Source organism: uncultured Rothia sp. (assembly GCF_963507905.1).
Taxonomy (GTDB): domain Bacteria; phylum Actinomycetota; class Actinomycetes; order Actinomycetales; family Micrococcaceae; genus Rothia.
Genome location: NZ_CAUOUU010000008.1, coordinates 61,673 through 86,927 on the forward strand (window position 1 = coordinate 61,673; position 25,255 = coordinate 86,927).

At 58.0% G+C, this 25,255-nt stretch carries 23 protein-coding genes, 3 tRNA genes and 2 rRNA genes; 8 read left to right on the top strand and 20 right to left on the bottom strand.

All coding sequences use genetic code 11. From position 1 onward, the window contains the following. The first annotated feature begins 76 nt into the window (after positions 1-76). Positions 77-850 (top strand): HAD family hydrolase, encoded by a 774-nt coding sequence (locus tag RQ593_RS06350; protein WP_311450128.1) that lies wholly within the window; start codon positions 77-79, stop codon positions 848-850. 156 nt (positions 851-1,006) lie between these two features. Beyond that, positions 1,007-1,501, top strand: a complete 495-nt coding sequence (locus RQ593_RS06355) for a hypothetical protein (protein WP_303958144.1) — start codon at positions 1,007-1,009, stop codon at positions 1,499-1,501. 77 nt (positions 1,502-1,578) lie between these two features. Here the strand turns inward: RQ593_RS06355 and RQ593_RS06360 are convergent, their stop codons facing one another. The 4 genes from RQ593_RS06360 to RQ593_RS06375 form a co-directional block, all read right to left on the bottom strand. After that, positions 1,579-1,926 (bottom strand): hypothetical protein, encoded by a 348-nt coding sequence (locus RQ593_RS06360; RefSeq protein WP_005507997.1) that lies wholly within the window; start codon positions 1,924-1,926, stop codon positions 1,579-1,581. Positions 1,927-1,937: 11 nt separating this feature from the next. After that, the gene (locus RQ593_RS06365) at positions 1,938-2,450 is read right to left on the bottom strand and encodes a hypothetical protein (RefSeq protein WP_102033638.1); all 513 of its coding nucleotides are present in this window, start codon (positions 2,448-2,450) and stop codon (positions 1,938-1,940) included. A 198-nt stretch (positions 2,451-2,648) separates the two neighbouring features. Next, positions 2,649-4,391 (bottom strand): sodium:proton antiporter, encoded by a 1,743-nt coding sequence (locus RQ593_RS06370; RefSeq protein ID WP_311450129.1) that lies wholly within the window; start codon positions 4,389-4,391, stop codon positions 2,649-2,651. A 249-nt stretch (positions 4,392-4,640) separates the two neighbouring features. Further along, positions 4,641-5,591 (bottom strand): biotin synthase, encoded by a 951-nt coding sequence (locus RQ593_RS06375; protein WP_311450130.1) that lies wholly within the window; start codon positions 5,589-5,591, stop codon positions 4,641-4,643. A gap of 292 nt (positions 5,592-5,883) precedes the next feature. Here RQ593_RS06375 and RQ593_RS06380 point away from each other — a divergent pair, with 292 nt between their 5' ends. From RQ593_RS06380 to RQ593_RS06400, 5 genes are all read left to right on the top strand, one after another. Then, on the top strand, positions 5,884-6,486 hold the full coding sequence (locus RQ593_RS06380; RefSeq protein ID WP_012902649.1) for a TetR/AcrR family transcriptional regulator: 603 nt from the start codon (positions 5,884-5,886) through the stop codon (positions 6,484-6,486). Positions 6,487-6,760: 274 nt separating this feature from the next. Next, a complete protein-coding gene (locus RQ593_RS06385; protein WP_296546710.1) occupies positions 6,761-8,158 on the top strand; it encodes a galactokinase family protein in 1,398 nt (465 codons plus the stop codon). Positions 8,159-8,592: 434 nt separating this feature from the next. Continuing rightward, positions 8,593-8,757, top strand: a complete 165-nt coding sequence (locus tag RQ593_RS06390; protein ID WP_306524695.1) for a ribosome recycling factor — start codon at positions 8,593-8,595, stop codon at positions 8,755-8,757. 532 nt (positions 8,758-9,289) lie between these two features. Beyond that, a complete protein-coding gene (locus tag RQ593_RS06395) occupies positions 9,290-9,610 on the top strand; it encodes a glutaredoxin domain-containing protein (RefSeq protein WP_311450131.1) in 321 nt (106 codons plus the stop codon). 1 nt (position 9,611) lies between these two features. Then, positions 9,612-10,430 carry a shikimate 5-dehydrogenase gene (locus RQ593_RS06400; RefSeq protein ID WP_049326840.1) on the top strand — a complete coding sequence of 273 codons (819 nt, stop codon included), beginning with the start codon at positions 9,612-9,614 and terminating at the stop codon, positions 10,428-10,430. Positions 10,431-10,772: 342 nt separating this feature from the next. On the opposite strand, the gene RQ593_RS06405 is transcribed toward RQ593_RS06400, so the two are convergent. The 3 genes from RQ593_RS06405 to RQ593_RS06415 form a co-directional block, all read right to left on the bottom strand. Further along, complete coding sequence (locus tag RQ593_RS06405; RefSeq protein WP_049326841.1) at positions 10,773-11,594, bottom strand: rhomboid family intramembrane serine protease; 822 nt, start codon at positions 11,592-11,594, stop codon at positions 10,773-10,775. 58 nt (positions 11,595-11,652) lie between these two features. Beyond that, positions 11,653-12,477 (bottom strand): rhomboid family intramembrane serine protease, encoded by an 825-nt coding sequence (locus tag RQ593_RS06410; protein WP_049338659.1) that lies wholly within the window; start codon positions 12,475-12,477, stop codon positions 11,653-11,655. 172 nt (positions 12,478-12,649) lie between these two features. Then, complete coding sequence (locus RQ593_RS06415) at positions 12,650-13,177, bottom strand: peptidylprolyl isomerase (protein ID WP_049352247.1); 528 nt, start codon at positions 13,175-13,177, stop codon at positions 12,650-12,652. A 173-nt stretch (positions 13,178-13,350) separates the two neighbouring features. On the opposite strand from RQ593_RS06415, the gene RQ593_RS06420 reads away from it, so the two are divergent. After that, positions 13,351-13,686 carry a hypothetical protein gene (locus RQ593_RS06420; protein ID WP_049345994.1) on the top strand — a complete coding sequence of 112 codons (336 nt, stop codon included), beginning with the start codon at positions 13,351-13,353 and terminating at the stop codon, positions 13,684-13,686. 257 nt (positions 13,687-13,943) lie between these two features. Here the strand turns inward: RQ593_RS06420 and rrf (RQ593_RS06425) are convergent. The 13 genes from rrf (RQ593_RS06425) to RQ593_RS06485 all read right to left on the bottom strand — a co-directional run bounded on the left by rrf (RQ593_RS06425) (position 13,944) and on the right by RQ593_RS06485 (position 25,200). Continuing rightward, a 5S ribosomal RNA gene (gene rrf / locus RQ593_RS06425) occupies positions 13,944-14,060 on the bottom strand. 3 nt (positions 14,061-14,063) lie between these two features. Continuing rightward, a tRNA-Ala gene (locus RQ593_RS06430) sits at positions 14,064-14,136 on the bottom strand. A 90-nt stretch (positions 14,137-14,226) separates the two neighbouring features. Further along, on the bottom strand, positions 14,227-15,420 hold the full coding sequence (locus tag RQ593_RS06435) for an acetamidase (RefSeq protein WP_296548243.1): 1,194 nt from the start codon (positions 15,418-15,420) through the stop codon (positions 14,227-14,229). 204 nt (positions 15,421-15,624) lie between these two features. Beyond that, a complete protein-coding gene (locus tag RQ593_RS06440; protein ID WP_070737427.1) occupies positions 15,625-16,077 on the bottom strand; it encodes a DUF3349 domain-containing protein in 453 nt (150 codons plus the stop codon). A 50-nt stretch (positions 16,078-16,127) separates the two neighbouring features. Beyond that, positions 16,128-16,421, bottom strand: a complete 294-nt coding sequence (locus RQ593_RS06445) for a hypothetical protein (RefSeq protein WP_070737430.1) — start codon at positions 16,419-16,421, stop codon at positions 16,128-16,130. Between the two features lie 14 nt (positions 16,422-16,435). Further along, positions 16,436-17,662 (bottom strand): inorganic phosphate transporter, encoded by a 1,227-nt coding sequence (locus RQ593_RS06450; RefSeq protein ID WP_070737433.1) that lies wholly within the window; start codon positions 17,660-17,662, stop codon positions 16,436-16,438. A gap of 573 nt (positions 17,663-18,235) precedes the next feature. Next, positions 18,236-18,352 (bottom strand): 5S ribosomal RNA (rrf, locus tag RQ593_RS06455). A 3-nt stretch (positions 18,353-18,355) separates the two neighbouring features. Beyond that, positions 18,356-18,428, bottom strand: a tRNA-Ala gene (locus RQ593_RS06460). 144 nt (positions 18,429-18,572) lie between these two features. After that, a tRNA-Ile gene (locus RQ593_RS06465) sits at positions 18,573-18,646 on the bottom strand. Between the two features lie 184 nt (positions 18,647-18,830). Continuing rightward, entirely contained in the window at positions 18,831-19,427 is a 597-nt protein-coding gene (locus RQ593_RS06470) for a DUF3566 domain-containing protein (RefSeq protein ID WP_005508012.1), read from the bottom strand. Beyond that, positions 19,427-22,057, bottom strand: a complete 2,631-nt coding sequence (gyrA, locus tag RQ593_RS06475; protein WP_311450132.1) for a DNA gyrase subunit A — start codon at positions 22,055-22,057, stop codon at positions 19,427-19,429. The genes RQ593_RS06470 and gyrA overlap by 1 nt, the downstream gene beginning before the upstream one ends. 78 nt (positions 22,058-22,135) lie before the next feature. Beyond that, positions 22,136-24,166 (bottom strand): DNA topoisomerase (ATP-hydrolyzing) subunit B, encoded by a 2,031-nt coding sequence (gene gyrB, locus RQ593_RS06480; RefSeq protein ID WP_049354140.1) that lies wholly within the window; start codon positions 24,164-24,166, stop codon positions 22,136-22,138. Positions 24,167-24,609: 443 nt separating this feature from the next. After that, positions 24,610-25,200 carry a DUF721 domain-containing protein gene (locus RQ593_RS06485; protein WP_397545898.1) on the bottom strand — a complete coding sequence of 197 codons (591 nt, stop codon included), beginning with the start codon at positions 25,198-25,200 and terminating at the stop codon, positions 24,610-24,612. Between the last annotated feature and the right edge of the window lie 55 nt (positions 25,201-25,255).

Here is a 25,255-nt window from a genome sequence, read left to right on the forward strand (position 1 = left end):
GGCGTTTTTCGTGGGCATTTTCATGGGTTGCGGAGCGCAGTGTGCGGCAATGCAGCCCTTCCGTGAAGGAGTTTTTATGACCAAGTTGATGGCTTTCGATTTGGACGGCACGATCCTGTTTAACCGCGCCGTGGAGCCTGCCAATGAGCGGGCGATTGCCCGCTGGCAGGCGGAGGGTAACCTGGCGGTGTCTTGTACGGGCAAGAGCATTTTTGCCACGCAGCTGGCGTTGAACCCGACCACCATCCGCTTTGATTACCACGTGCTGTACACGGGTGCGGTGATTACCGACTGGGATTACAGGGTGATTTACCGTCAGCCTCTTCCGGTGAGTGTTGTGCAGGCGTGCTACGAGCATTTCAGCACCGTGGACGGTGTGGCTCTGTTCGCCACCACTCTGGATAACGATTACAGCCTCTGCGACCGGGTGGGTTCCTCGACGAATATTCTGCCGGAGTTCACTCCCCTGCCGGCTGATGACCTGCAGAATCACGAGTACGTGGGTGTGCCCCTGTGGATTCCGGATGCACAGGTCCGCGAGGCGGCGTACACCTGGATTCTGGACCGTTTTGGTGACTCGGTGGACTGCCACAAGAACCAGGACTTCCTGGACATTGTGCCGCCCGCCTGCACCAAGGGTAGCGGTCTGCAGCACCTGGTGGAGTACCTGCAGGCTGAGCATCCGGGCACCTCCTATGAGGTGCACACGATTGGTGACTCGTGGAACGACATCGACATGCACCGCTACGCTGACCGTTCGGCGTCTTTCAGCTACTCCCCCGACGAGGTTAAGGCCGTCACCACCGATTGTGTGGATAAGGCGTACGAGTTTATTGAGGCTTCCCTGTAGAAGTTTTCCTGTAGAAGCTGCCGAGGCGGCGTTCAGGCGCGGCGAGCGCAGAGCGCCTGCCAGCCGCTTGCGCATACTCGCCGCTTACCTCCCGTTTCACGTGAAACACCCACTTTCCAATACTCCCCGTACCCGTCATTGCCCCGTGAGGTTTCTATGTGCCCCTCTTCCTCTAAGTCTCCCAAACCCCAGTCCGCAAAGAGCCAGCAGCCCGAGCCTGACCAGTCTTACGACCCCTCCAGCTTCTCCGACACCTTCCGCGCTATGGCGCGTGAATCGCTCGTGAAGAACCAGAAGAGTCGCCCGGACTCCCCCATCGTCTCAATTTCTCCGGTGCTGATTGTTTTGGGTGCCATTGCGGCGGCGCTGTACGGGCTGTGGCAGAGCTGGGCGTGCCTCATTCCGCTGGTGCTGATTCTGGTGCTCATGTGGGTGCGGTACACGATGCAACGTCAGGCGCTCAACGATTTTGCGGAGCTGGAGGCGGCACGCACCGCCTGGAAGAAAACCCGCGACCGCCAGTACCTGGAGCTGATGGCGGTGCAGTCGGCGCGCATCCTGGAGGAGAATAAGGCGCTGACCAAGCAGGCCCGCGCGCACGTGCAGGAGTACGCGGATTTCGCGGCACAGAAGCTGGGTGCTCAGCGCTAAACATCGTGAGTGCACAGGCATCAAGAAACCCCCTCAGATGTTCTCTGAGGGGGTTTTAGCGTCTAAAGGTATAAAGCCTAGTTGGTCTTCTGCGCGGGTGCTTCAACGGGCTCTTCTGCGGCTTCCTCGACGGACTCCGCAGATCCTTCGTCTGCGCTGTCAGTAGCCGGGGCCTCGTCCAATCGCTGCACCACAGCGGGGCGGTCATCAAAGCCGCGGCGGGTGCCTCGGGCAGCCTTCGCCTCCATGGTGTACAGCTGCTCACGATTCGTCAGCACCACCAGGGTCATGGCGTTCAAGCAGACACCCACAATGCACAGAATCCAGCCGATCAGCATGAACCGACCACCGGAAAGCACCGCGCCGGAAAGCATCAGGGCAACAGAAACCAGGTACGCCGGGGAAAGCAAAAACTTCGTATTCACTACCGACCTACCTAGCGTGCGTTGGAGCGGGGCTTGGGGGCACGACCCGAACGGGGACGCGAGGGCAGAACGCTCATACGGCCGGGGGCACGATCAACAATCGGCTGAGATTCGGTGGGCTCTTCCTCGCGGACCTCTGCAGCTTCAGCGGGCTCGGTCGCCTCAACGGTCTCAACGGATTCAGCGGGAGCTACTTCCTGGTCAGCCTGCGCCGCAGCATCGTGCTCGACTACCTCATGCTCAGCAGCTTCACGCTCTTCACGGCGGTGCTCCGAGCGCTCGCGGATACGGTTCTCAACGGAGGACTCGATGCCGTCCAGGTTGGCAACCAGTGCGGGGGTCGGGTCGCCCTTCGCCTTACCCACGGACAGCACAAAGGCAAGGACGTTCAGACCCAACGCAAGAATCAGAAGGATCCAGCCGAGCCACAGGAGCCAGGGGTTGGAGGTTCCGATCAAGAGCGCGCCGCAAAAAATCACGCCGAGGGAGGTCAGGTACGCAGGCGAGAGAGTCTTGAAATCCATGTCTACTTTCAATGTGTTCGTGAGTTTGAGAGAGCTAACGTACGGTCACTACGTTTCCTGTCTCATTTTAGGTGATAGTTGAGGCTTAATCTGCTTCTGCCCTTGTCTATCGCCTGTGAGCTAAAGACCAACGGGCTTATCTCGGTGGCGTAGGCAGGGGCAGAAACGTAACATTCATGCACGCGGTGCAGGTACCGGCTAGGACGTGGGGGTTACCTCGTTGGTGACCAGAGGCGAGGCGGGCGCGTTTTCCACCACGGGGATTGCGCGGGTGCTCAGGGTGCCCTGGTGCTTCTTCCAGAGGTTGTAGCGTTCCATGGCGACCGCGCCGGCGGTCATGGCGGGAAGAATGAACATGCCGGAGGAGCGGATGCTTTCTGCCTGCGCCAGGATGTCCAGCTTACGCACCACGCGGGTCACGTCGTGGGAGTCGTAACGGTCCTGAGCAGAAATAACCTCGTTTTGCGCGGCGACGAGGGCGGCATCGCGCAGGCGCACGAAGTCGTTCCTCTTGTCCTTAATCTTCTCCATGTGCTGCTTGTATTCTTCGGGCAGCGCCTCGCTGATTTCGTCGCGGCGGGTAATGGCGGAGCACATTTCCTTCACGCGGGCGTAGGTCTCAGGATCGGTGGTTGCCTTCGCTTCTGCCTGCAGCGCCTCGAGGGCTGCAACCTGCGCGATCTTGAGCAGTTCGGGTACGGCGGTTTCTTCTTCATGGTTAGCCCGCACGCCAAGGACCTTCACGAGCATGGGCAGGGTCAGGCCGGGTAGCACGAGGGTGAAGAAGAGCACGGAGAGCATCATGACGATGGCGTCCTGGCGGACCTGTTCGGTGCCGTTGACCACGGGGATGGACAGGGCAAGAATCAGGGTCACGAGGCCTCGCATGCCGGACCAGGTCATGATGATAACTTCGGCGAAGCTTTCGGGGGCACCCTCGTGGATGGGGTTCTTGCGTCCTGCCAGCCAGACGATGGTGAACCAGATGAGGCGCACCAGGATGGCGACCAGTGCGACCAGTGCACCATCAACAAAGAGGCCTGCGGTACGGGAGGGGTCGGCGGTGGCGATGATGCTACTTGCCTGCAGGCCGATGAGGCCGAAGGCGACACCGGTCATGAGCAGCTCAATAATCTGCCAGAAGGAGGTGGAGGAGAGGCGTTCTTCCGCTTCGAGTGCCGCCATGTATTTGGTGCTGGTGAACTGGATAGCGCCGATGACCACGGCAATAACGCCGGAGGCATGCACGCTTTCAGCAGCGAGGTAGGCGCCGAAGGGGATCACGAGGGTCACGGCGTTGCTGGTGACCACGTCGTGGGCGCGCTGGCGAACGTAGCCGCCGAGCCAGCCGAAGATGTAACCAATAATGACCGCGAGGATCGAGCCGAGCACGAAGTCTTTAGCGACCGAGAGCGGCTCGATGTGGTGGTCGCTGGTCATGGAGTGGATTGCGGCGTGGAAGAGAACGATTGCGATAGCGTCGTTGAAGCTACCTTCGGTCTGCAGGGTGCCGATGAGGCGGCGGGGGATGCCGACGGGCTCAGCGACTGCTTCCACGGCGACGGGGTCGGGCGGGGAGACGGCGGCACCGACGGCAAGGGCGACGGCGATGGTCATGCCGGGGACCCACCACATGGCTGCGCCGGCAATTGCCAGGGCAGAGACGGTGGTGAGAAGGACCGAGTAGAGCAGTACGGATCTCCAGCGGCGGCGCAGGGTGCCCCAGGAGAATTTAACGCCGATGGCCCACAGTAGCGGCGGAAGGAAGATCGGCAGGATGATGTCGCTGTCGATGGTGATGTCCGGTCGGTTGGGGATGAAGAGCGCGGCAGCGCCGAGCAGGGTCATCATGACCGGCCAGGGCAGGTTGAGTCGATCACCGACGCTGACCATGAATACGGTCGCGAGCAGGATGATGACAATAACGGAGAGGTAAAGCATTGGTCCGGTGTTGTTCCTTTCGCGCGGCTAGGATTAGTCGGCTACGTCTTTCTACTCTACCGGAGGGGTTCATTCCGTTTTTCGGATATGGGGGTTCTGCGGCGTTTATTCTGGCATTGTTTACCTCTGAGCCTAATGCTTTGTGTGGAATATAGAGTTTTCCCCTGAATAACCCTACTATTCAGCAAGGTATTCAGGGGAAAATTCTATATTTGGAATATATGGCTTGGGGCAAGAACCCCTAGCAGGTTACTTGGAACCGCAACCGCCAGCACCACAGCCGCAACCACCGGCGGGAGCTTCCTCAACGACCGGTTCGGGCTCGTCGTGACCGCCGCAGCAACCACCCTGTTCTTCCTTCGGCTTATCGTGGCCACCGCAGCAGCCACCGCCGCCGTGAGAGTGACCGTGAGGCTCAGCGGGAGCTTCAGCGGAGGAACCGCATCCGCCCGAGCCGCAGCCACAACCACCAGCGGAAGGTGCCGGCTCCTCGTGGCTACCGCAGCCACCCGAACCGCAACCGCATCCGCCGCCGTCAACCGAGCCACAGGCGGAGCCGCGTGCGTCGCGGTGACCCATGAGGTCCACGCCGAGGTCGGAGAGGTAGCGCAGGTAGCCTGCGAGGGCGTCACGTCCAGCGGTACCGGAAATGACGATGCCGCCGTGGCGCAGAGCCTTGAGCACCTCGTTGACCATGGGCCACTGCTCAATGTCGTCGGTAATGGTGATGGCGCTGACCACGTGCATTGCGAGGGAGGTCAGCGAGCGCAGGGACTGCTCGTAGCCTTCGGGCAGGTGAATGACCTTGGCAGGTGCCGCCAGGCGCAGGATGGACAGCACGCGCATCAGCATCATGGGTACTGCATTTTCGGGCAGCAGTACGGTCACGCCGATGGCGGAGGATTCAGCAATACGTTCGATGGTTGCCGCGAGCTCTTCGGAGTCGATGTCGCGGGAGATGTCCAGCACGTCGTAGGAATCTACGGCGATGGAGCGGGTGCCGAGTGCGTCGGCGAGTGCTTCATCTTCGGTGTGGATTGCAATCATGTTGCGGAATTCGTTGCGGCGCACGACGGAGGCTGCCTCAATAAGGGCGAAGTCCTGGCCTTCACCGTCCACGAGGAGGGTGTGGATTTCTTCGCGGTTGAGGCCTTCGCCTGCGGTGGCGCGTTCGATTAGTTCAGAAAATGCATTGCTCATACCGAATATTAAACACCTGATTTTGGGGTGGGCGCCCGCGAGGTTTACCTGCCTTGGCGGTTTTGGGCGGTTTAAGACGTGATTTTATGCCGAGAGCGTGGGCGTCTGCCTTTTTCTGCGTGTACTGGAGGGTTTTCGGTGACAAAAGTGCTCGTGAAACGCGAAACGTTCGCTCCGAGTGAGTGAGAATCAACATTGGTTTTTGGGTTTGTGCCGCGTATTTGTGGGGTTTTTGTTTGCCGTGGGGTGCATCTTGCTCACGTTACAGATTTGAACACCCTAAAATGAAAGGGTGGTACTTTCCCGTGAAAAGATTCTAGATACCGCCTACGAGGTCTTGGCGACCTACGGTTTGGCGGACCTTTCCATGCGCCGACTCGCTCAGGAGCTTCACGTGGCTCCCGGCGCTCTGTACTACCACGTGAAGAATAAGCAGCAGCTTCTGATTCTGTTGGCGGATTACATTCTGGCTCGTGCCCCGAAGTCGATGTCTGAGGAGGCTGAGCCGAATCCGGAGGCTATTCGCGCTTCGATGATTCGCCGCGGCGATACGTTGTTCTCCCTGCTGTACCCGATTCGTGAGTGCCCTGAGGTGGTGCGTTTGAGTTTGACTCTGCACCCGCGCGAGTTAAAGCCTGTGGTGGCTATGGCTCATGAGTTCCAGGCTCTTGGTTTGGGTCATGCGGAGGCGCTGCGTCGTGCTCGTTTGTTGACCCATATTGCGTTGAGCCTGGTGGAGGAGTATCAGACTCTGCCGCTGATTTCTCCGCAGGAGGCTGTGGCGAGTGGCGATGTTCCTCTGATTGAGAATGCGTTTAACCGTTACCGTCAGGATCTGCTCTCTGCGATTGATTCAATGATGGTGGTGCAGGAGCCCTATACGCAGGATGCGTAATCACCTTCTTTTGGTTTATTAGTTATGTATGGTGCCCCGTGCCCCCTTTGTGGGGGTGCGGGGCTTTTGCATGCGCCTCGACCCGTGCGCTTAGTGTGGTTCTCCCCTGCCGCGCTCTGATACCGGCGCGGTGTGGCGGGTGAGTCGATGTTCGCCGGTGCTCTGCTTTAGTCTAGAGAGGACACCTGCTTGCTCTGATGCCTGTTGGGCATCTGTCGAGTAGGGTGTCGTTTACGTCCTAGTGCCCCTTTCGGGGCTAGATCAGAGGTGTTCCATGTCGATGACCGCTACCGCCCAGTGGGCGGCTCTTCCGGACCATAGCGCGGAGATTGCGCGTGTGCGTGAGGAGTTTATTACTGCGTATGGTTATGAGCCGGATGGTGTGTGGTCTGCGCCTGGGCGCCTGAATCTTTTGGGCGAGTACATTGATTTTTTGGGTGGCTCGTGTCTGCCGATGCCGTTGCCGTATCGCACGTATATTGCGGGTGCGTTGCGTCGTGATGGTGTGTTGCGTGCTTCGTCGTTGCAGATGCCGGGGGACGAGCGCACGGTTGTGATTCGCGATATTCAACCGGGTCATTTGAAGGGCTGGTTCACTTATGTGGCGGGTGTTGCGTGGGCGATGAACCAGGAGGGCGGCAGGGATATTATGCTGCCCGATGAGTTTGGTGCTGATCTGCTGATTAATTCTCGTGTTCCGGTGGGTGGCGGTTTGTCGTCTTCGGCGGCTTTGGAGTGTTCGACGGCCTTGGCATTGTTGGAGCTCTCGTGTCCGGTGCGTGAGGAGTGCCCGCAGGCGGATACTACCCCGGCTGATAGTGATGCGTTGCGTGCGCGTCTGGCTCAGGTGTGTATTACGGCTGAGAATAAGGTGGCTGGCGCGCATACGGGTGGCCTGGATCAGACGGCGTCGTTGCGTTCGTATCCGGAGCAGGCTCTGGTGGTTGATTTCCGTGATTTTTCGATTGAGCCGGTTGCGGTGGATATTGCTCAGCATGGCCTGAGTTTTTTGGTGATTGATACGAACACTCCGCATGAGCTGACGGATGGCGGTTTTGCGGCTCGTCGTGCGGCGTCTGAGGCGTGCGCTGATGCTTTGGGTCTGCGTTTTTTGCGTGATGCCCTACCGGAGGATTTGTCGTGTGCGGGTATGGATGCGCGTGCGGCAAAGGCGTGGCGTGCTGATTTGGTGGATTCTTCGGTGAATCGTGCCTTGGATGCGCTGGAGGATGCGGGTCGCCCGTGTTCGTTCCCGCGTGGTTGGGTGCGTCATGCGTTCCACGATATGACTCTGGTGGGTCGTGCGAGCTATCTGTTGCAGCATGCTGATGAGCTGGGCTTTGCGGCATTTGAGGAGGCGGGCCGCATTTTCACGGAGTCGTTTGTGTCGATGCGTGATGAGTTGCGTGTTTCTCGCCCTGAGATTGATGATGCGGTGCAGGTGTGCCTGGATCGGGGCGCGTTGGGTGCCCGTATCGTGGGTGGCGGTTTTGGTGGCGCGGTGATGGCGCTGATTCCGACCTCTCAGCTGGAGGCTGCCGCGGATGCGGTGGCGACTGCGTATGCTGTGCGCGGCTATGCGGCGCCTCGTTTTTTGCCGATGGTTGCTGGTTTTGCGGCGTCTCATGATTGGGCTGCGGGCGCTGCTCCTACGGATATTCCGGTGTTGTAGGGTTGGGTGCTGAGGTCTGTCATAAATCGGCGGGGTGTCATACGGGCGTTTTTTGGGGTTTTGAACAATATTCATAGCTGGAAGTTTCCTGCGAGTTTCTGCAAATTTCCTCCGTTCATCCCCCGTAATAACGCACTGATAAGCCATAATTTTTTGGTCATTAGTCAAAAGTTGCGCCACGTTTTCTGAGGGTGGTTTTTCTTGCCCTCGCGGGTATGTACACTTATCGACGGACGCAATCCGTGAGCTGTAAAGTTTTGATGCCTATAGTCCGGCATATGGATAGCATCTACACTGGGTTCGACCGTCACATACAAGCCCAGCTTGCAGGTTTCGTCCACCAAAGCATCACACTCCAATTTTCTGCCCGCCCCGGGCAGGTACCTCACCAAGAGTGAGGCTTTAGAGCGCGAAAGCGCAGAAAGGAGGCCCCCGTGGGCTTCGATATCAAGGGTACCGTTGAGCAGGGCCTCGACAAGGCTCAGGAAGTCATCAACGAGAAGGCTGGCAAGGAGATCGTCACCGACGAGCACGTTGCCAAGGTTGAAGAGGTCGTGACCGACAACGTCTCCAAGCTGACCGAGAAGTTCGGCAAGTAAGGCGACAGCCTGCTTTGGATTGGCGCCCTACCTCGCCTCCTCGTGGGGTAGGGCGCCTTTCCCTGGGTTTGTATTACAGGCTTTCACTCAACGGCTTTCACTCAACACCTCTCTCGCATAATGGGGCGTTCTGCCCCGCCTGGGTTCTTTCATTCACCGACTCACTCGGCATATTGCTCAGCTTCGGTTACCGTCTGGTAGCCTGTTTTCACTCTTCTTTTACTCTTACTCAGCACAAGTACTCGCGCTTTCTCGCGAACTGTATACGCCCCGCATCATTGGTCCGGCAACCTTGGTGTGGGGCGTATGCCGTTAATGCACGGGATGAAGGCTTCTGGAGCGCAGGGTGAAGGGTTCTGCGGGAGTGCTGCACAGGCTGTGGGAGTGCGGCGCGGGCGTTCGCCCTATGAGGACCTCTCCCCTGCCCCTGTAACCTCAGGCTATGCTTGATATGTCAACTTATTGAGCTGCGCCCTCAGGTAGGTTTCAGTGCCTCCTGAAGACCGCGGAGCACCCCGTCTATGGAGGAACTATGTTTGAACGTCAGCAGTCCGATCAGCAGAAGGCACGCGAGGTCATGAAGGCTGGCGGCGTCGTCATTTATTGGCGCCCCGGCTGCCCCTACTGCGAGGCTCTGGATTCTAAGCTGGGCGAGCTGGGCGACCACGCTACCTGGGTGAACATTTGGGAGGATCCGCAGGCTGAGGCGCACGTGAAGTCCCTCAACGACGGCAACGCGACCGTCCCCACCGTGGACACCGGCGACACCCACTTTGTGGTCGCTGACCTGGTGAGCCGCAACAAGGTGAAGAAGCTGATCCAGAACACTCTCGACGCTGGCGGCGAGGCTTAAGATGGCTCGCCCGGCGCTGAATCGCGATACGACGGTCTGCATTTCCTTGTCTGGTCGCCCGTCGAATCACGGTATTAAGTTCCATAATTACCTGTACGAGAAGCACGGTCTGGATTACCTGTACAAGGCGATGACCACCACCGACATTGAGGGTGCTATCGCCGGCGTACGTGCTCTGGGTATTCGTGGCTGCTCGGTGTCTATGCCGTTTAAGCAGGCTGTTATCCCGCTGATGGACGATATGGACCACTCGGCTGCGGTTATTGGCGCGGTGAACACGATTGTGAACACTGACGGCTTCTTGAAGGCGTACAACACGGATGTGATTGCGGTGGCTTCCCTGCTGCGTTCGCATAACGTGGATCCGTCTCTGCCGTTCCTGCTGCGCGGTTCGGGCGGCATGGCGGCGGCTGTGGCTGGCGCGTTCTTTGATGCGGGCTTCTCGCAGGGCATGATTATTGCCCGTAACGAGGAGACCGGTCGCGCGCTGGCTGAGCGTTACGAGTACGCCTGGGCGCCGGAGGTGGGCAACCTGCGAGCGCCGATTCTGGTGAACGTGACCCCGATTGGTATGGCTGGTGGTGAGGAGAGCGAGGAGCTGTCCTACCCCGAAGAGGCTATTGCTGAGGCTCAGGTGGTCTTTGACGTGGTGGCGATGCCCGTTGAGACTCCGCTGATTCGTGCGGCTCGCGCGGCGGGTAAGGAAGTTATTCACGGTGGCGAGGTGATTGCTCTGCAGGCTGCTGAGCAGTTCCGCCTGTACACCGGCGTGGAGCTTACTCCCGAGGAGGTTGAGGAGGCGGAGGCTCAGGCGAACTAGGTTCGCGCCCGCTGCTTCTTCGCCCCGTGAGGGGCTCGATACGCAAAAGTGCCCGGAAGGTTTATCCTTCCGGGCACTTTTTGTTCTATCCGGCGCTTCGCGCCGAAATTTTTTGTAATTACACACATCCTGGTACTTAAGGTTTTCCACATCTGTGGAGAAATCTGGGGAAAACTCTTACACCCGTGTAATTCACCCTATGTAATTCGGTTGTTTTAGCCTGTATCCACAGGTTTTTAACATGTACTCACAATCGTGGAATTACACGAATGTAGTTATGCACAGTGTGGAAAACCTCTGTGGATAACCCTCTTCTGCGGCGGATTTCCGCGGGTTTCAGGCTCAATAGCGACCCTTGAACCACCGTCGCGGGCTCTGCTGCGGCGGCTCCGAAGATTCAGATGACTCGGGCTTCTTCACGAACGGAATAATCAGCAGGGTCGCGAGCGCGCCACTGACAAGACCGCCAAAGTGTCCCGCGAGGGAAATATGCGGGTGGAAGAGGCTCTGCACCACATCAATGCCGATGAGTAGCATAAAGAGGCGTGCTGTGTCCTTTTGCCTCCTGAGAAGCAGAATCACGAAGAAGGCACCATAGAGGCCATACACACCGCCTGAGGCACCCACGGTGCGACTGTAGTAGTCGAAGATATACACGCTGAAGCCAGCGCCCAGGGTAGCAGCCATATATACGAAGAGGAACTTCCAACGCCCCATCATTCGTTCGAGAGATACACCGAAGATGAAGAGGTAAATCATGTTCCACACCAGGTGCATCGGGTCATTCTGCGAGTGCAAAAAACCGTGCGTGATCAAGCGGTAGTACTCACCGCGGTGAACACTGGGACCCGACATCGCGCCGAGGTTGTACACCCAACGGAATGGAATGATCTGTTGCAGACCGTACACCACGACGTTAATCAGAATGAGCGTGTACGTAATATGCCAGTGCCGGGCGATGAAGGAACGCGTCGGGCTCGAGGCGAATCCATTTAGGTCACGGTAGCAGTCGGGGCATACTACACCCGCGCCCTGCGCCGTCTGGCATTCGCCGCAGACTGTTCGGTTGCAGCGCCCACACTGGGCGTAGCTAACGCGGTCGGGGTGGTTGACGCAGACCGTGGGGCTCTGCCCGTAATTCATGTAGTTGGGAAAGTTCTCCACTGCCTCTCCAAAGATTTTCGTGCCGGATTTTCCGAAGATTTTTCACGTATTTTCAGGCTTAGTACCTGCCGTTTTGCCATTGCTGCGGGCTCTGCTGTTGAGGAGGCTCGGGCTTATCCACAAGCGGGACAAACAGCAGTGTCAACAGCACACCACCGACAAAACCACCCGCATGGCATGCGTGGGAGATATTCGAGGGGGTCAGAATGCTATAGATGATGTTCGGGGCAGTAATCATGACGAACACTCGTGCGGTGTCCTTCTGCTTCCTGATGATTAGCAGGGTCAAGAAAGAGCCCATGAGGCCGAATAGACCACCGGAGGCACCCACCACGCTGGTGTCAGACGCCAGCACGTACACGCCGAGGGCGCCGAAGACGATAGAGCCCAGGTACACGAGGAGGAACTTCCAGCGCCCCATCATGCGTTCGAGGGACACACCGTAGATGAAGAGGTTAATCATGTTCCACACCAGGTGCATCGGGTCGTTCTGCATATGCAGAAAACCGTAGCTGATGATGCGGTAGTACTCGCCATGCTGGACGTAGGGCCACCAGATGTTGCCATGCCTAACCACCCATTCATTGGGAATGATCTGCTGCAGACCGTACATCGCGACGTTAATCAGAATGAGCGTGTACGTAATGTGCCAGTGGCGCGCCAGGAATGAGCCCTGTGCTTTCGAACCTTGCGCCTTCGAGCTGCCGCCCGTGAGGTCGCGGTAGCAGTCGGGGCAGACCATGCCCACATCCAGCGCTACCTGGCATTCGCCGCAGACGGTGCGGTTGCAGCGCTTGCACTGGGCGTAGCTAACGCGGTTGGGGTGGTTGACGCAGACGGTGGGAGTCTGCCCGTAGCCTGCGTAGTTGGGAAAGTTCTCCACTGAACCTCCAGGGGTTGTGTACAGGATTATCCGAAGGTGGTGTGCGGGGGATGGCGCGCGTGGGCATATAAGCGCAGGGACCCACCGGAAGAATCCTGGCGGGCCCCTGAACTATACGTGTTTTCTCAACACCTTCAGCAGAATGCTCGTATGAGCCTTCCGATGGGGTTTATTAGAGCTTTTCGATGTCGATCGAGGAGATGACAACGTCCTTGACCGGGCGGTCCTGGAAGCCGGTCTCAACGCTCTCAATAGCGTCAACAACCTTCTTGGATGCCTCGTCGGTGACCTCACCGAAGATGGTGTGGCGGCCGTTCAGCCAGGGGGTCTCAACGGTGGTGATGAAGAACTGAGAACCGTTGGTGCCGGGGCCTGCGTTAGCCATTGCCAGCAGGTAGGGCTTGGAGAAGGAGAGCTCGGGGTGAATCTCGTCCTTGAACTGGTAGCCGGGGCCACCAACGCCCATGCCCAGGGGGTCGCCACCCTGAATCATGAAGTCCTTGATGATGCGGTGGAACACGACGTCCTTGTACAGGGGGGTGTTCATGATTTCACCGGTGCGGGGGTGCTTCCACTGACGGGAGCCGTCAGCGAGGCCGATGAAGTTCTCAACAGTCAGCGGTGCGTGGTTGCCGAAGAGCTCGACGACGATGTCACCGTAGTTAGTGTGGATAGTTGCCTTAGCAGTTGCATTAGTCATGGCTCTATTGTGGCACGGGGCGGCGCTCATTCGCCATCTAACATGTTTTTTCGCCCCGGGCGCACCGTCGAGCGGGCTTTTTGGGCGGGAATTGAATATCCTGAGAGGTGAACACTACGCGCGCGGCGGCGTTTTCTAGTCGCTGGCGCATTTCAACCGATGGAGGTCACCCCATGTTCTGCTGCAAGAAGCGCAAGGCACGCAAGGCTGCTAAGGCTCAGGCTGTTGTCTCTTCCCTGGCTGCTGTTGAGTCCGCACTGGAAGGCAAGACCGCTGAGATGTTCGCTGAGAAGCTGACCGGCAACAAGAAGGCCCTGAAGAAGGCTCGTAAGGCTACCGCGAAGACCGTTCGCGCCGCTGAGAAGGAACTGGCTCGTATCGAGCGTAACGGCGGCAAGCGCCCCCGTAAGGGCCTGGCATTCCTGGGTCTGCTGGTTGCGCTGGGCGTTGCAGGCGCAGCAGCTTACAACGCAGCTCGTCCCGTGGAGGATCCCTGGAAGAACGCATAAGCGTGGGGTTCCCCGTATCTTTTTCTCTAAGGCTTTCTGAGGCGCCGCTGGCGGCGTGAGGGAGCGCTTTATGAGAGATAGCCGCCCGCTAGAGTGTAATGCTCTGGCGGGCGGCTATTGTTTTGGGTTTTTCTTGGTTTTGGAGGGGGGAGGTGGCTGTAGCTAGAGCGCTAACCTTCCCCGGGTATCCCCTTGATATTTCCCGGATACACAAAGAACCCCATGTCTTTCGACATGGGGTTCTCGGTTCAAAAATAAACCGGCGATGACCTACTCTCCCACACCCACAAAAGTGCAGTACCATCGGCGCGAAGAGTCTTAGCTTCTGGGTTCGGAATGGAACCAGGCGTTTCCCTCTTGCTATAATCACCGGAAAGTGGAGGCGAGGGGACTCGAACCCCTAACCCTCTGCTTGCAAAGCAGATGCGCTACCAATTGCGCCACGCCCCCGCGGTACTTTATTAGTCTATAACACCTTTTACGACTTCACCAAATCCTCAGGCGCATTTTTTTAGTTAGACCCATCACATTACTGAGGGGTTAGGAAATAACCTCACCCGGCACCGTCGCCTCACGCTTCGTCAGAGCCTGCAGCGGACCGCTCACTTCCTGCAGATACTTACGAACCGCGGTGCGTTGCGCCTCCTTCGCGGACTCTTCCTTCGATTCCGGCGCCTTGAATCCCAGCTTGAACGCGTCCCACTGGCTCGCCGAGGGGTACTTTTCACGGGCGTTCCACACCAGCGAGAACGACGCCAGGGTATTTAGTTCCTTTCTCGTGGCGGCCTTCGACAGCACATCAGCCACCGTTGCCACACGTGAAGACTCCGCAACGCTCACCGAGATCTTCGACTGCGCACCCGAGGGCAGGGTCAGCGCCTTATCCGGAGCCAACTGAATATTCAGGTGAATCTGCTGCACCTGCTCGTTCTTCAGATCCAGCTCAGCCAGCGCACGGAAGCGCTTCAGCAGGGACTCATAGTTCTCATCAATCACAACGGCGTTCAGGCGCAGCTCATCCGCCAGCAGACTCACCTGAGCGTAGCTCGCATTAGTACCCAGCGCCGCGTTAGCGGTCAGCACCTTCAGCCACTGCTCTTCCTTCAGAGTTGCCGAATCATTGACGCGCAGCGGGCCCACCGGCGCATCCGTAGCGGTGTTAGCAACGTTCTGCGGGTCATTCGCCGAGTCCACGCCGCCATAGGTGACACTCAGCCGGTGCAAAGAGCCGTAAACGGACAGATTCGTCAGCGCCGTAGCAGCCGCCGCCAAATCAGCCTGCGCCGCCTCCGTGAGGGAGAAAGAACCCACCAGACGCAGATCCTGCTCAGTACGCCCCTGACCCACATAGATACGCCCCAGCGACTCAATCTTCAGGTAGCGGGTATCAATATTCTCGCGAACCAGACGCTCACGGCGCGCCAACAGCTTCTCGTTTGAAACCACCACCGCAGCGTCCTCACCCAGAACACCGGTGGCGGCAATCTGCGGCATCGCGGCAAGCACCCCGGCGGCAGCAATCACGCCACCGGTCAGAAGCAGGGAACGGCGAGGAACCACGAGGCGGCGCGCCTGCTCGGCAATAGCCTCTTTAGCGGCATCTACACGGGTTGAAGAGCTCTTAGCGGAGGATTCCTCAGCGGCGACGGGTGCCGCCTCAGAAACGCCCTGAGAGGGTTCTTGAGTGGACGTAAGGTGAGAGTTTTCGGGTTCAGGAGTAGGTGAAGAAGACACAGATTCTCCAGTTTTAGGGCGAGCACAAAGCCCGCCATTAGTTTGAGGGAGTGAGTCTCTCTAGGATACCGCCCGCACCTATGGGTGAGCTGACAACCCGCGGCGCAGCATTCGAAGGGCATAAAGAAAACCTATGGGGTGGACTTCAGTCCACCCCATAGGTCACAAGCTTCATGAGAGTTCTCAACTCTCACCGCAGGCTATTTAGTCGTCCTGCGCAGCAGTAGCGTTCGGAGCCGGAATATTAGCCGACTCAGCAGCCAACTCGGCGATACGAATCTCGCCGGTCGTCGGATCATCGTAGGTCACGTACTCGGTGCCACCAGCCGTAGGCTCGGCGTCCTCGTTCACGTGGTTCTCCGCGATCAGGAAGCCGTGCGCACCAAGAATCTTAGCGACGCGGTCAATATCCTGCGGGGTCGGGGTATGATCCACCACTCGACGAATGTACTCGTTAATGCGCTGGTCACTCACGTATGCCTCGCCACGAGCAGCACGAGACTGCATGAGCTGGCGAACAACTTCCTGCAGCTGCTCATCGGTCAGACGCATCTTCAAAATAGCCATCACTGCCGCGCGGTCCTGCACCGGAACATCCTTGGGATACCCGACGCTCAGCCAGTCGATTACTCGAGAGATTATGCTCTTATCAGGCATCGAGCCCCTCCTTCGAAGCAGTCATCATATGCAATTTAGTGTTCACGGGATTAGTGGCCTCCACCGGTTACGCCGAAGATATTCCAGCCGAAAGTGTGGTCGATAAAGTCCTTAGCGACCCAGAGAATACCGATGATTACGATTGCTACGATAATAGCAAAAATGCAGGACGCGGCAATCTTCGCCACCGTTCCCGGAGGCTCAATTTCAACGAGCTTGCCGTCCGCAGTGTACTCGGTACGACCAGCCAGCAGACGCAGACCGAACGCATACAGCGCCGGAAGGCCCGCACCGAAGAACAAACCGGCAATCAGCACCGGAATAACCTTGTTCACAATGTCCATCAGATATTCCACGGCTACGAACCTGCCTTCTCAGTAGCAAGAATCTGATCTGCGGATGCGTCAGCGCTGGTGACTGCAGCGCCTTCCTTTTCATCCCAGTCGCCAGTCACGTTCGAAGCGTCAATGTTGTCCTTCTGGGAATGACGCCACATCAGGAAGCAGAAGATCACCAGCAGAGCGAACACGGTCATTTCGCCAACAAACTGAGTGCCGGTCAGAGCGTTCAGGCCGTGACCAATCAGCCAGGTCAGAGCACCCACAATAGCGGCAGCCGGCAGGGTAATCAGCCAAGCAACCACCATGCGGCCAGCAACAGACCAGCGAACCTCAGCACCCTTACGACCCAGACCACTACCCAGAATCGAACCGGATGCCACGTGAGTGGTGGACAGCGCCATACCGAAGTGGGACGAGGTCAGAATAATCGCAGCGGATGCGCCGTCAGCAGCAACACCCTGCGGGGTATCCACCTCGACGATGCCCTTACCGAGGGTACGGATAATACGCCAACCGCCCAGGTAAGTACCCAGAGCAATCGCGAGCGCACAGGAAGCCTTCACCCAGAAGGGGATTGCGTCATCGTTGCTCAGAGTGCCCGAAGCAACCAGAGCCAGGAAGATCACGCCCATGGTCTTCTGCGCGTCGTTGGTACCGTGCGCCAGAGACATCAGGGACGCGGTTGCAACCTGTCCCTTGCGGAAGCCGCCGTGCTTACGATCATCAGCCACCGGAGCAGCAATACGGTAGACCAGCCAGGTGCCGGTTGCCGCCACAATAGCCGCAATAACGGGGGAGAGGACCGCGGGAACAATAATCTTGGACAGAACGCCCATCCACTGCACGCCGTCAAAGCCGATCGCGACAATAGCCGAACCAATCAGGCCACCAAACAGAGCGTGCGACGAGGAGGAGGGCAGACCCAGAAGCCAGGTCAAAACGTTCCAAAGAATGCCGCCCACCAGACCGGTAAAGACGATAAGCATCAGCGCCGGGCCGTCCGTTGTTACATCGATACGGTCCAGGTTCACGATGCCGCTACCGACCGAACGCGCCACCTCAACAGAGAGGAACGCGCCAACGAGGTTCAGGGATGCAGACAACGCCACGGCGGTCTTAGGCTTCAGCGCACCGGTCGCAATGGAGGTTGCCATCGCGTTACCGGTGTCGTGGAAGCCATTCGTAAAGTCGAAGGCGAGCGCGGTCAGCACCACGATCACGAGAATAATGAGTTCTGTAGTCACAAGAAAATTATCTGTCGGTTTTCGCGAAATCTAAAGTATTCCGAATTAACACGAAATAACAGATAAACCCACACTATTGAGCGGGTTTTCATGAGGGTTTTGCCGCAGAGACCATATTCTAGGGGCGATAATCCCGATATTCCGCGGCAAAAAGGGTGCACCTATCGGAATGCTTAAGTTGGTTTATGTGGCTTATATGAGAGTGCGGGGGAGAGGGGCGATTATATCCATCAAGAGGCTAAAGTGTGTTCACCAAGTGTTCACTTTCAGGAACCTCCCAGCTTTCTTTTTGTGACACACCTTTATTATTCAGACCTCATTTGAGCCACCAAACTACCCATGCAGGATGCCCCTGTGGGTTTTACGGCGTGGGGCTTTCTGCGGAGCGCATTCTCCGCAACAGCGGGTTTTCTTCAGTCGTGCGCATTCGAATATCACGAAGGATTGAATCTATACTCGCGGCGCACGCAGCACATCAGCGTCGCGAGGTATTCGCACCGATTCCCCTGCATCACATCAGCGGATACAACAAAAGACCCCATATCTTTCGATACGGGGTCTTTCTCAAAAATAAACCGGCAATGACCTACTCTCCCACACCCACAAAAGTGCAGTACCATCGGCGCGAAGAGTCTTAGCTTCTGGGTTCGGAATGGAACCAGGCGTTTCCCTCTTGCTATAATCACCGGAAAGTGGAGGCGAGGGGACTCGAACCCCTAACCCTCTGCTTGCAAAGCAGATGCGCTACCAATTGCGCCACGCCCCCGTCTCAGCGGAAACCACTGTTTAGTTATTTTTCCAAGCCTTTACGACTTCATTGCTCTGGTACTTTTTCAGAACCATCACAGTGACACACGAAAGAACAGCAAGAATCAATAATTTCTTCATTATTGCCTTTCATAGTGTGGAGTGGGCGTACCAAGAATCGAACTTGGGACCTCTTCGTTATCAGCGAAGCGCTCTAACCGTCTGAGCTATACGCCCTCCTTCTGCGGAATTTCTTCCGTAGAACGAGATATAACTATACAGGTGTTTGATGGTAACACCAAATCGAAAAAGCATGTTCTGCATCACATTTTAATACCGAGGGTTCCCAGGCGTACAGAACGGGCGGCACCACCTCCATCCAGAGGGGCACCGCCCGCACACAAGCTCAAAAAGCTACAAACTAGGACTCATCGCTCAGAGTCAAGGTCACGCCACCAACCAGCTTCGCAGCCAGGTTGTACAGAATCGCGCCAATCATACCCAGCAGAGTAAAGACCACAGTGTTGACCACAGCAAAAATAGTAGTCACCAAAGCAACCTGACCCAGCGAAATCATCTGCGAAATATCCACAGTGGTCGAACCGGTACCCAGAGAGCTAATCAGCTGGTTCACACCGGTAAACGCTCCAGAAGCCTGCAGGAACAGCCACAGAATCACCGACGCCACGACGGTCACAATACCCAGGGCAATAGACAGCAGGAAGATCAGCTTAGCCACCGACCACGTATCAACCTTCTGAACCACCAGACGCGCACGACGAATCTTCGAACGCGGCGCCGGACGCACCAGCTGACGGCGCGAACCAGTAGGACGCTTAGCATTCACAGGGCGCTTACCGGCAGGACGCTTAGCGGTACCGCCAGGACGGGCCTGGCCCGAACGTGCCTGAGCCGGGCGACGCGCGCCAGCCTTAGCCGCACCCGAAGACTTAGATGCACCAGCCGACGCCGAACGCTGTGCCGACGCAGGAGAGGAGCTCGCGGGAGTGCTGCTCATTAGTTACCTCCAGTAGCGGTGAGATCGGCAGCCGCCGCTTCACCCTCGTTGTCCGAACCGGGCGCCTCAGAAGACTCCGAAGCCTCGGTGTTCTCAGTGGTTTCATCGTCGCTATCATCCAGCTGACGATCCTGGTTGCGTGCAACACCAATAATAGAATCGCCCTTACCGGGCTTTGCAAAGATAACACCCATAGTATCGCGTCCCTTCGCAGGAACCTCATTCACGTTCGAACGAACGACCTTGCCGCTGGCCATAACCACCAGCACCTCGTCCTCTTCGTCCACAATGAGGCCACCCACCAGGGCGCCACGATCCTCAACTAGCTTAGCAACCTTAATACCGAAACCGTTACGGCCCTGCACGCGGTACTCATCCACGCTCGTACGCTTCGCGTAACCACCCTCAGTGACCACGAAGACGAAGGAGCCCTCAGTAACCACATTCGCAGAAATCAGCTCATCGCCGTCACGGAACTTCATACCGGTCACACCGGAAGTCGAACGACCCATCGGGCGCAACGACGCATCATCAGCGTGGAAGCGCAGCGACATGCCGTTACGCGACACCAGCAGAATATCGTCCTTCGCCGAAACGGTGAACGCCGAAACAACCTCATCGCCCTCACGCAGGTTAATCGCAATCAGGCCGGCAGTACGGTTCGTATCGTAATCGCTCAGGCGACTCTTCTTCACCATACCGCCGCGAGTAGCAAGCACCAGGTACTCAGCATCGTCGTAGCTCTTCAGCTCCATAACCTGAGCAATATGCTCACCGCCCTGGAACTCCAGCAGGTTCGCAATATGCTGACCCTTCGCGTCACGACCGGCTTCCTGCAGCTCGTAACCCTTCGCGCGGTACACGCGACCCAGGTTCGTGAAGAACAGAATCCAGCTGTGCGTAGTGGTCACGAAGAAGTGCTCCACCACATCATCACCGCGCAGGGAGGCACCCTTAATGCCCTTACCGCCGCGGTGCTGGCTACGGTACTGATCACTGCGGGTGCGCTTAATGTAGCCGCCGCGAGTAATCGTCACCACGACCTCCTCCTCGGGGATGAGGTCTTCCATCGACATATCGCCGTTGTAGCCGTACATAATCTGGGTGCGACGCTCATCGCCGTAGCGGTTCACAATCTCACCCAGCTCCTCAGAGATAATCTCACGCTGGCGAGTCTCCGAAGCAATAATCGCGTTGTACTCAGCAATCATGCGCATCAGCTCATCGTGGCGATCCTGAATCTTCTGACGCTCCAGAGCGGCAAGACGACGCAGCTGCATGTTCAGAATTGCCTGAGCCTGAGCCTCATCAATCTGCAGGAACTCCATCAGGCCGCTACGCGCCTCATCAGCGGTGGGGGAGCGGCGAATCAGGGCAATAACCTCATCCAGAGCATCCAGAGCCTTCAGCAGGCCGCGCAGGATGTGCGCCTCTTCCTCCGCCTGACGCAGACGGTAACGGGTACGACGAACAATAACGTCCATCTGGTGATCCACCCAGTGACGCACGAAAGCGTCCAGGGACAGGGTGCGGGGCACGCCGTCCACGATGGCCAGCATGTTCGCGGAGAAGTTCTCCTGCAGCTGGGTGTGCTTGTACAGGTTGTTCAGCACAACCTTCGGGGAAGCATCACGCTTGAGCACAATCACCAGGCGCTGACCGGTACGACCCGAAGTCTCGTCGCGCAGGTCGGCGATACCGGTGACCTTGCCGTCCTTGATGAGCTCGGCAATCTTGATGGCCAGGTTATCCGGGTTTGCCTGGTAGGGCAGCTCGGTGACGACCAGGCAGGTGCGTCCGTGGATTTCTTCGACGTTGACCACGGCACGCATGGTAATCGAACCACGGCCGGTGCGGTACGCATCCTCGATGCCCTTGGTGCCCAGAATCTGCGCACCGGTCGGGAAGTCCGGGCCCGTAATGCGAGCCATCAGAGCGTTCAGCAGCTCCTCATTGGTAGCGTGCGGGTTCTTCAGGAACCACTCCACACCCTCAGCAACCTCACGCAGGTTGTGCGGCGGAATATTGGTCGCCATACCCACAGCAATACCCGAAGAACCGTTAACCAGCAGATTCGGGATGCGCGCGGGCAGAACGGTCGGCTCCAGGGACTTGCCGTCGTAGTTCGGCTGGAAATCAACGGTGTCCTCGTTGATGTCGCGCACCATCTCCAAGGCGATGGGTGCCATCTTGGTCTCGGTGTATCGAGGTGCTGCGGCACCGTCGTTACCGGGAGAACCGAAGTTACCCTGACCCAGCGCCAGCGGGTAACGCATAATCCAGCTCTGAATCAGACGCACCAGAGTGTCGTAGATAGCGCTATCACCGTGGGGGTGGAACTGACCCATCACGTCGCCGACCACGCGGGCGCACTTGTTGAAGGCGCGATCCGGGCGGTAGCCACCGTCGTACATCGCGTAGATCACGCGGCGGTGCACGGGCTTGAGGCCGTCACGCACATCCGGCAGGGCGCGGCCAATAATAACCGCCATTGCGTAGTCCAGGTAGGAACGCTGCATCTCAGTCTGCAGGTCCACCTGTTCAATGTGACCGTGGTGGTCTACGCTTTCCGCGCCACCATTGCTGACAACCTCAGCTTTGGTAGTCTCATTCTGGTGTTCTTCGCTCATAACTTTCTCATTACTTTATATCTCGATCAACATATGCCCCAGTCTGCATATTGCCTATGAGGCATATGCCGTTTCGGGCTAGATATCGAGGAATCGAATGTCTTTTGCGTTCTGCTGGATAAACTCACGACGAGCCTCAACGTCCTCACCCATCAGAACAGAGAAGATCTGGTCAGCAGCAGCCGCATCCTCCATCTTCACCTGAAGCAGGGTACGGCGTGCCGGGTCCATGGTGGTATCCCACAGCTCGGTGTAGTCCATCTCGCCCAGACCCTTGTAACGCTGAATGCCGTTATCCTTGGGCAGGCGCAGGTTCTTCGCCGCGCCACGAGCCAGAGCCTCATCACGCTCAGCATCCGAGTACACGTAATCGTGCGGAGCGTTCGACCACTTGATGCGGTACAGCGGCGGCTGAGCCAGGTACACGTAACCAGCCTCAATCAGCGGACGCATAAAGCGGAAGAGCAGGGTCAGCAGCAGAGTCGTAATGTGCTGGCCGTCGACGTCCGCATCCGCCATCAGAACAATCTTGTGGTAGCGTGCCTTCTCAATATCGAAGTCGTCGCCGATGCCGGTACCGAAGGCGGTAATCATTGCCTGAATTTCAGCATTGGACAGGGCACGGTCTAGGCGAGCACGCTCAACGTTCAGGATTTTACCGCGCAGCGGCAGAATAGCCTGAGTGTTCGGGTCACGGCCCTGCACTGCCGAACCACCCGCAGAGTCACCCTCCACCAGGTAAATCTCAGAGATCGACGGGTCCTTCGAGGAGCAGTCCTTGAGCTTACCGGGCATGGAGCTGGTCTCCAGCAGGCCCTTGCGGCGGGTGGTCTCGCGAGCCTTACGAGCTGCAATACGCGCCTGAGCGGCAGTGATTGCACGGCGAACAATGTCCTTTGCCACCGCGGGGTTACGACCAAACCAGTCGCTGAGGTGATCGTTCACCTCACGCTGGGTGAAGGACTTTGCCTCCGAGTTACCCAGCTTGGTCTTGGTCTGGCCCTCGAACTGCGGCTCAGAAATCTTAATCGAGATGACCGCGGTCAGGCCCTCACGCACGTCTTCACCGGTGAGGTTATCGTCCTTATCGCGCAGCAGCTTGTTCTCACGCGCGTAACGGTTCACCAGAGAGGTCAGAGCGGCGCGGAAACCCTCTTCGTGGGTACCACCCTCGTGGGTGTTAATCGTGTTCGCGTACGAGTAGACGGACTCCTTGTACGCGCCGGTCCACTGCATCGCCACTTCCAGGCTCATGTTGCGGTCGGTGTCTTCGGACTCAAAGGAGACGATCTCCTCGTTCACGATGGTCTTCGCGCCAGCGTTGAGGAAGTGTACGTAGTCGAACAGGCCGTTGTCGTAACGGTAGGTGACGGTTGTGTAGCCGTCAGCGTTCGCACGTACGCGGTTGAGGGTGTTTTCCTTCTCCTCTTCAGCAACCTCGTCACCGGTGAACTTCTCGCGCTCATCGGTCAGGGTGATGGTCAGGCCCTTGTTCAGGAACGCCATCTGCTGGAAGCGAGCGCGCAGAGTCTCAAAGTCGAACTCGACGGTCTCAAAAATCTCCGGGTCCGGGTAGAACGTCTGAATCGTGCCGGTCTTATCGGAGGGCTCGCCGCGACGCAGAGGGCCGTCCGGCACGCCACCGTTCGAGAAGGAAATATGCCATGCGTAGCCCTGGCGGTGCACCTCGGTAATCACGCGGGTAGACAGCGCGTTCACCACGGAGATACCCACGCCGTGCAGACCACCGGAGACCGAGTAGCCGCCGCCGCCGAACTTACCGCCAGCGTGCAGCACGGTCATGACAACCTCAACGGTGGACTTGTGCTCGGTGGGGTGCTCATCCACGGGGATACCGCGGCCGTCGTCCTTCACGCGGACGGAGCCGTCAGCCTGAATGGTCACGTCAATTTCGGAGGCGTAGCCGGCGAGCGCCTCATCGACCGAGTTATCTACAACCTCGTAGACCAGGTGGTGCAGACCGCGCTCAGTGGTCGAGCCAATGTACATGCCGGGGCGCTTACGAACCGCTTCCAGACCTTCCAGCACGGTAATATCGGATGCACCGTATTCATGCGGCTGTTCAGATGCATTCTGTTCAGATGCCACGAGGCAGAACTCCTTGAGTAGATGATGCAACCGGCGAAGAAGAACTGCGGGCAGCTCAGAGGGGAGCCTAGAACGCCTCACGAAGGGCACCAGATGGCGCCTGCACAACCCGCGTTGCCGGTGATGCCCATAGGTGGGCACACTTTACGCATTGTCTCTTTTATTTTACCGAGCAAGAGAGCATAAAACCATCTACATACGTCACATATTGAGCTTTTTTGGGCGCCACCACCCGCTCAAAAGCCCGCAAAGGCGGTTTAGAGTGTTTCAACCCCCTTTTGAGATAGGGGGTACGGTTCACCACTTCGTGGAGGTTGCCGGCGATTCTAAAGCTTTCATAGCGTGCAGAAAATCATGAGGTGCAGAAAAGGGGCACGTTTCATACAACGCCCCCAATGTCTCAGTTTCCCGCCGTGGCAATGCGACGCAGCGACGCGATGCGCCTACCCGTAGGTATCGCGCACACCGCGCATGCCGGTGGCGCGCCGATAGCCTCGCTGACTCCAGCGACCGTTATTCGGGCCCAACACGCGGACCTGAGCTACGACACCCGCGCCCAGTTCCCTGCGGAAAAGTTCGATAAGGTGCCCATGCATCAGACGCAGCTGCGTGGTCCAGGCGGTAGAGTCGCACTGGACTTCAACGATGGAGTTTTCGAAGCTGATCGGGCGGGTATGCGCGGCGATTTCGGGGCCCACAAGCTCAGCCCAACGCGCCAGCACGCTAGAGACCGCCACGGGCTCTTTCCAGCCGCGAGAGCGAATCAGGGCACTAACGATGCCACCGAGGGGTTTAGGGTCGCGAGAGCTCTCTCCGGGGCCACTATAACCACCCATCACGCGAGGGTCCCAGCCCTGCGCTCGCCGTGATTTCTTCTTCGAGGCGGTGCCGGACATGACTGCACCGAAATCGCGCATGATTTTATTCGCAGAGAAGGCGTTGAGAGGCGCTTCGCCACGTTCCTGAGCCGCCACGCGCATACGGGTCAGTAGGGCGGAGGGGGCGTCCACCTCGTCGCGATAGAACTCGCCCACGCTATCAACCTCGCGCGGGTTTTGAGGCTCTGTAAACTGCAGTTCCGCAAACTCG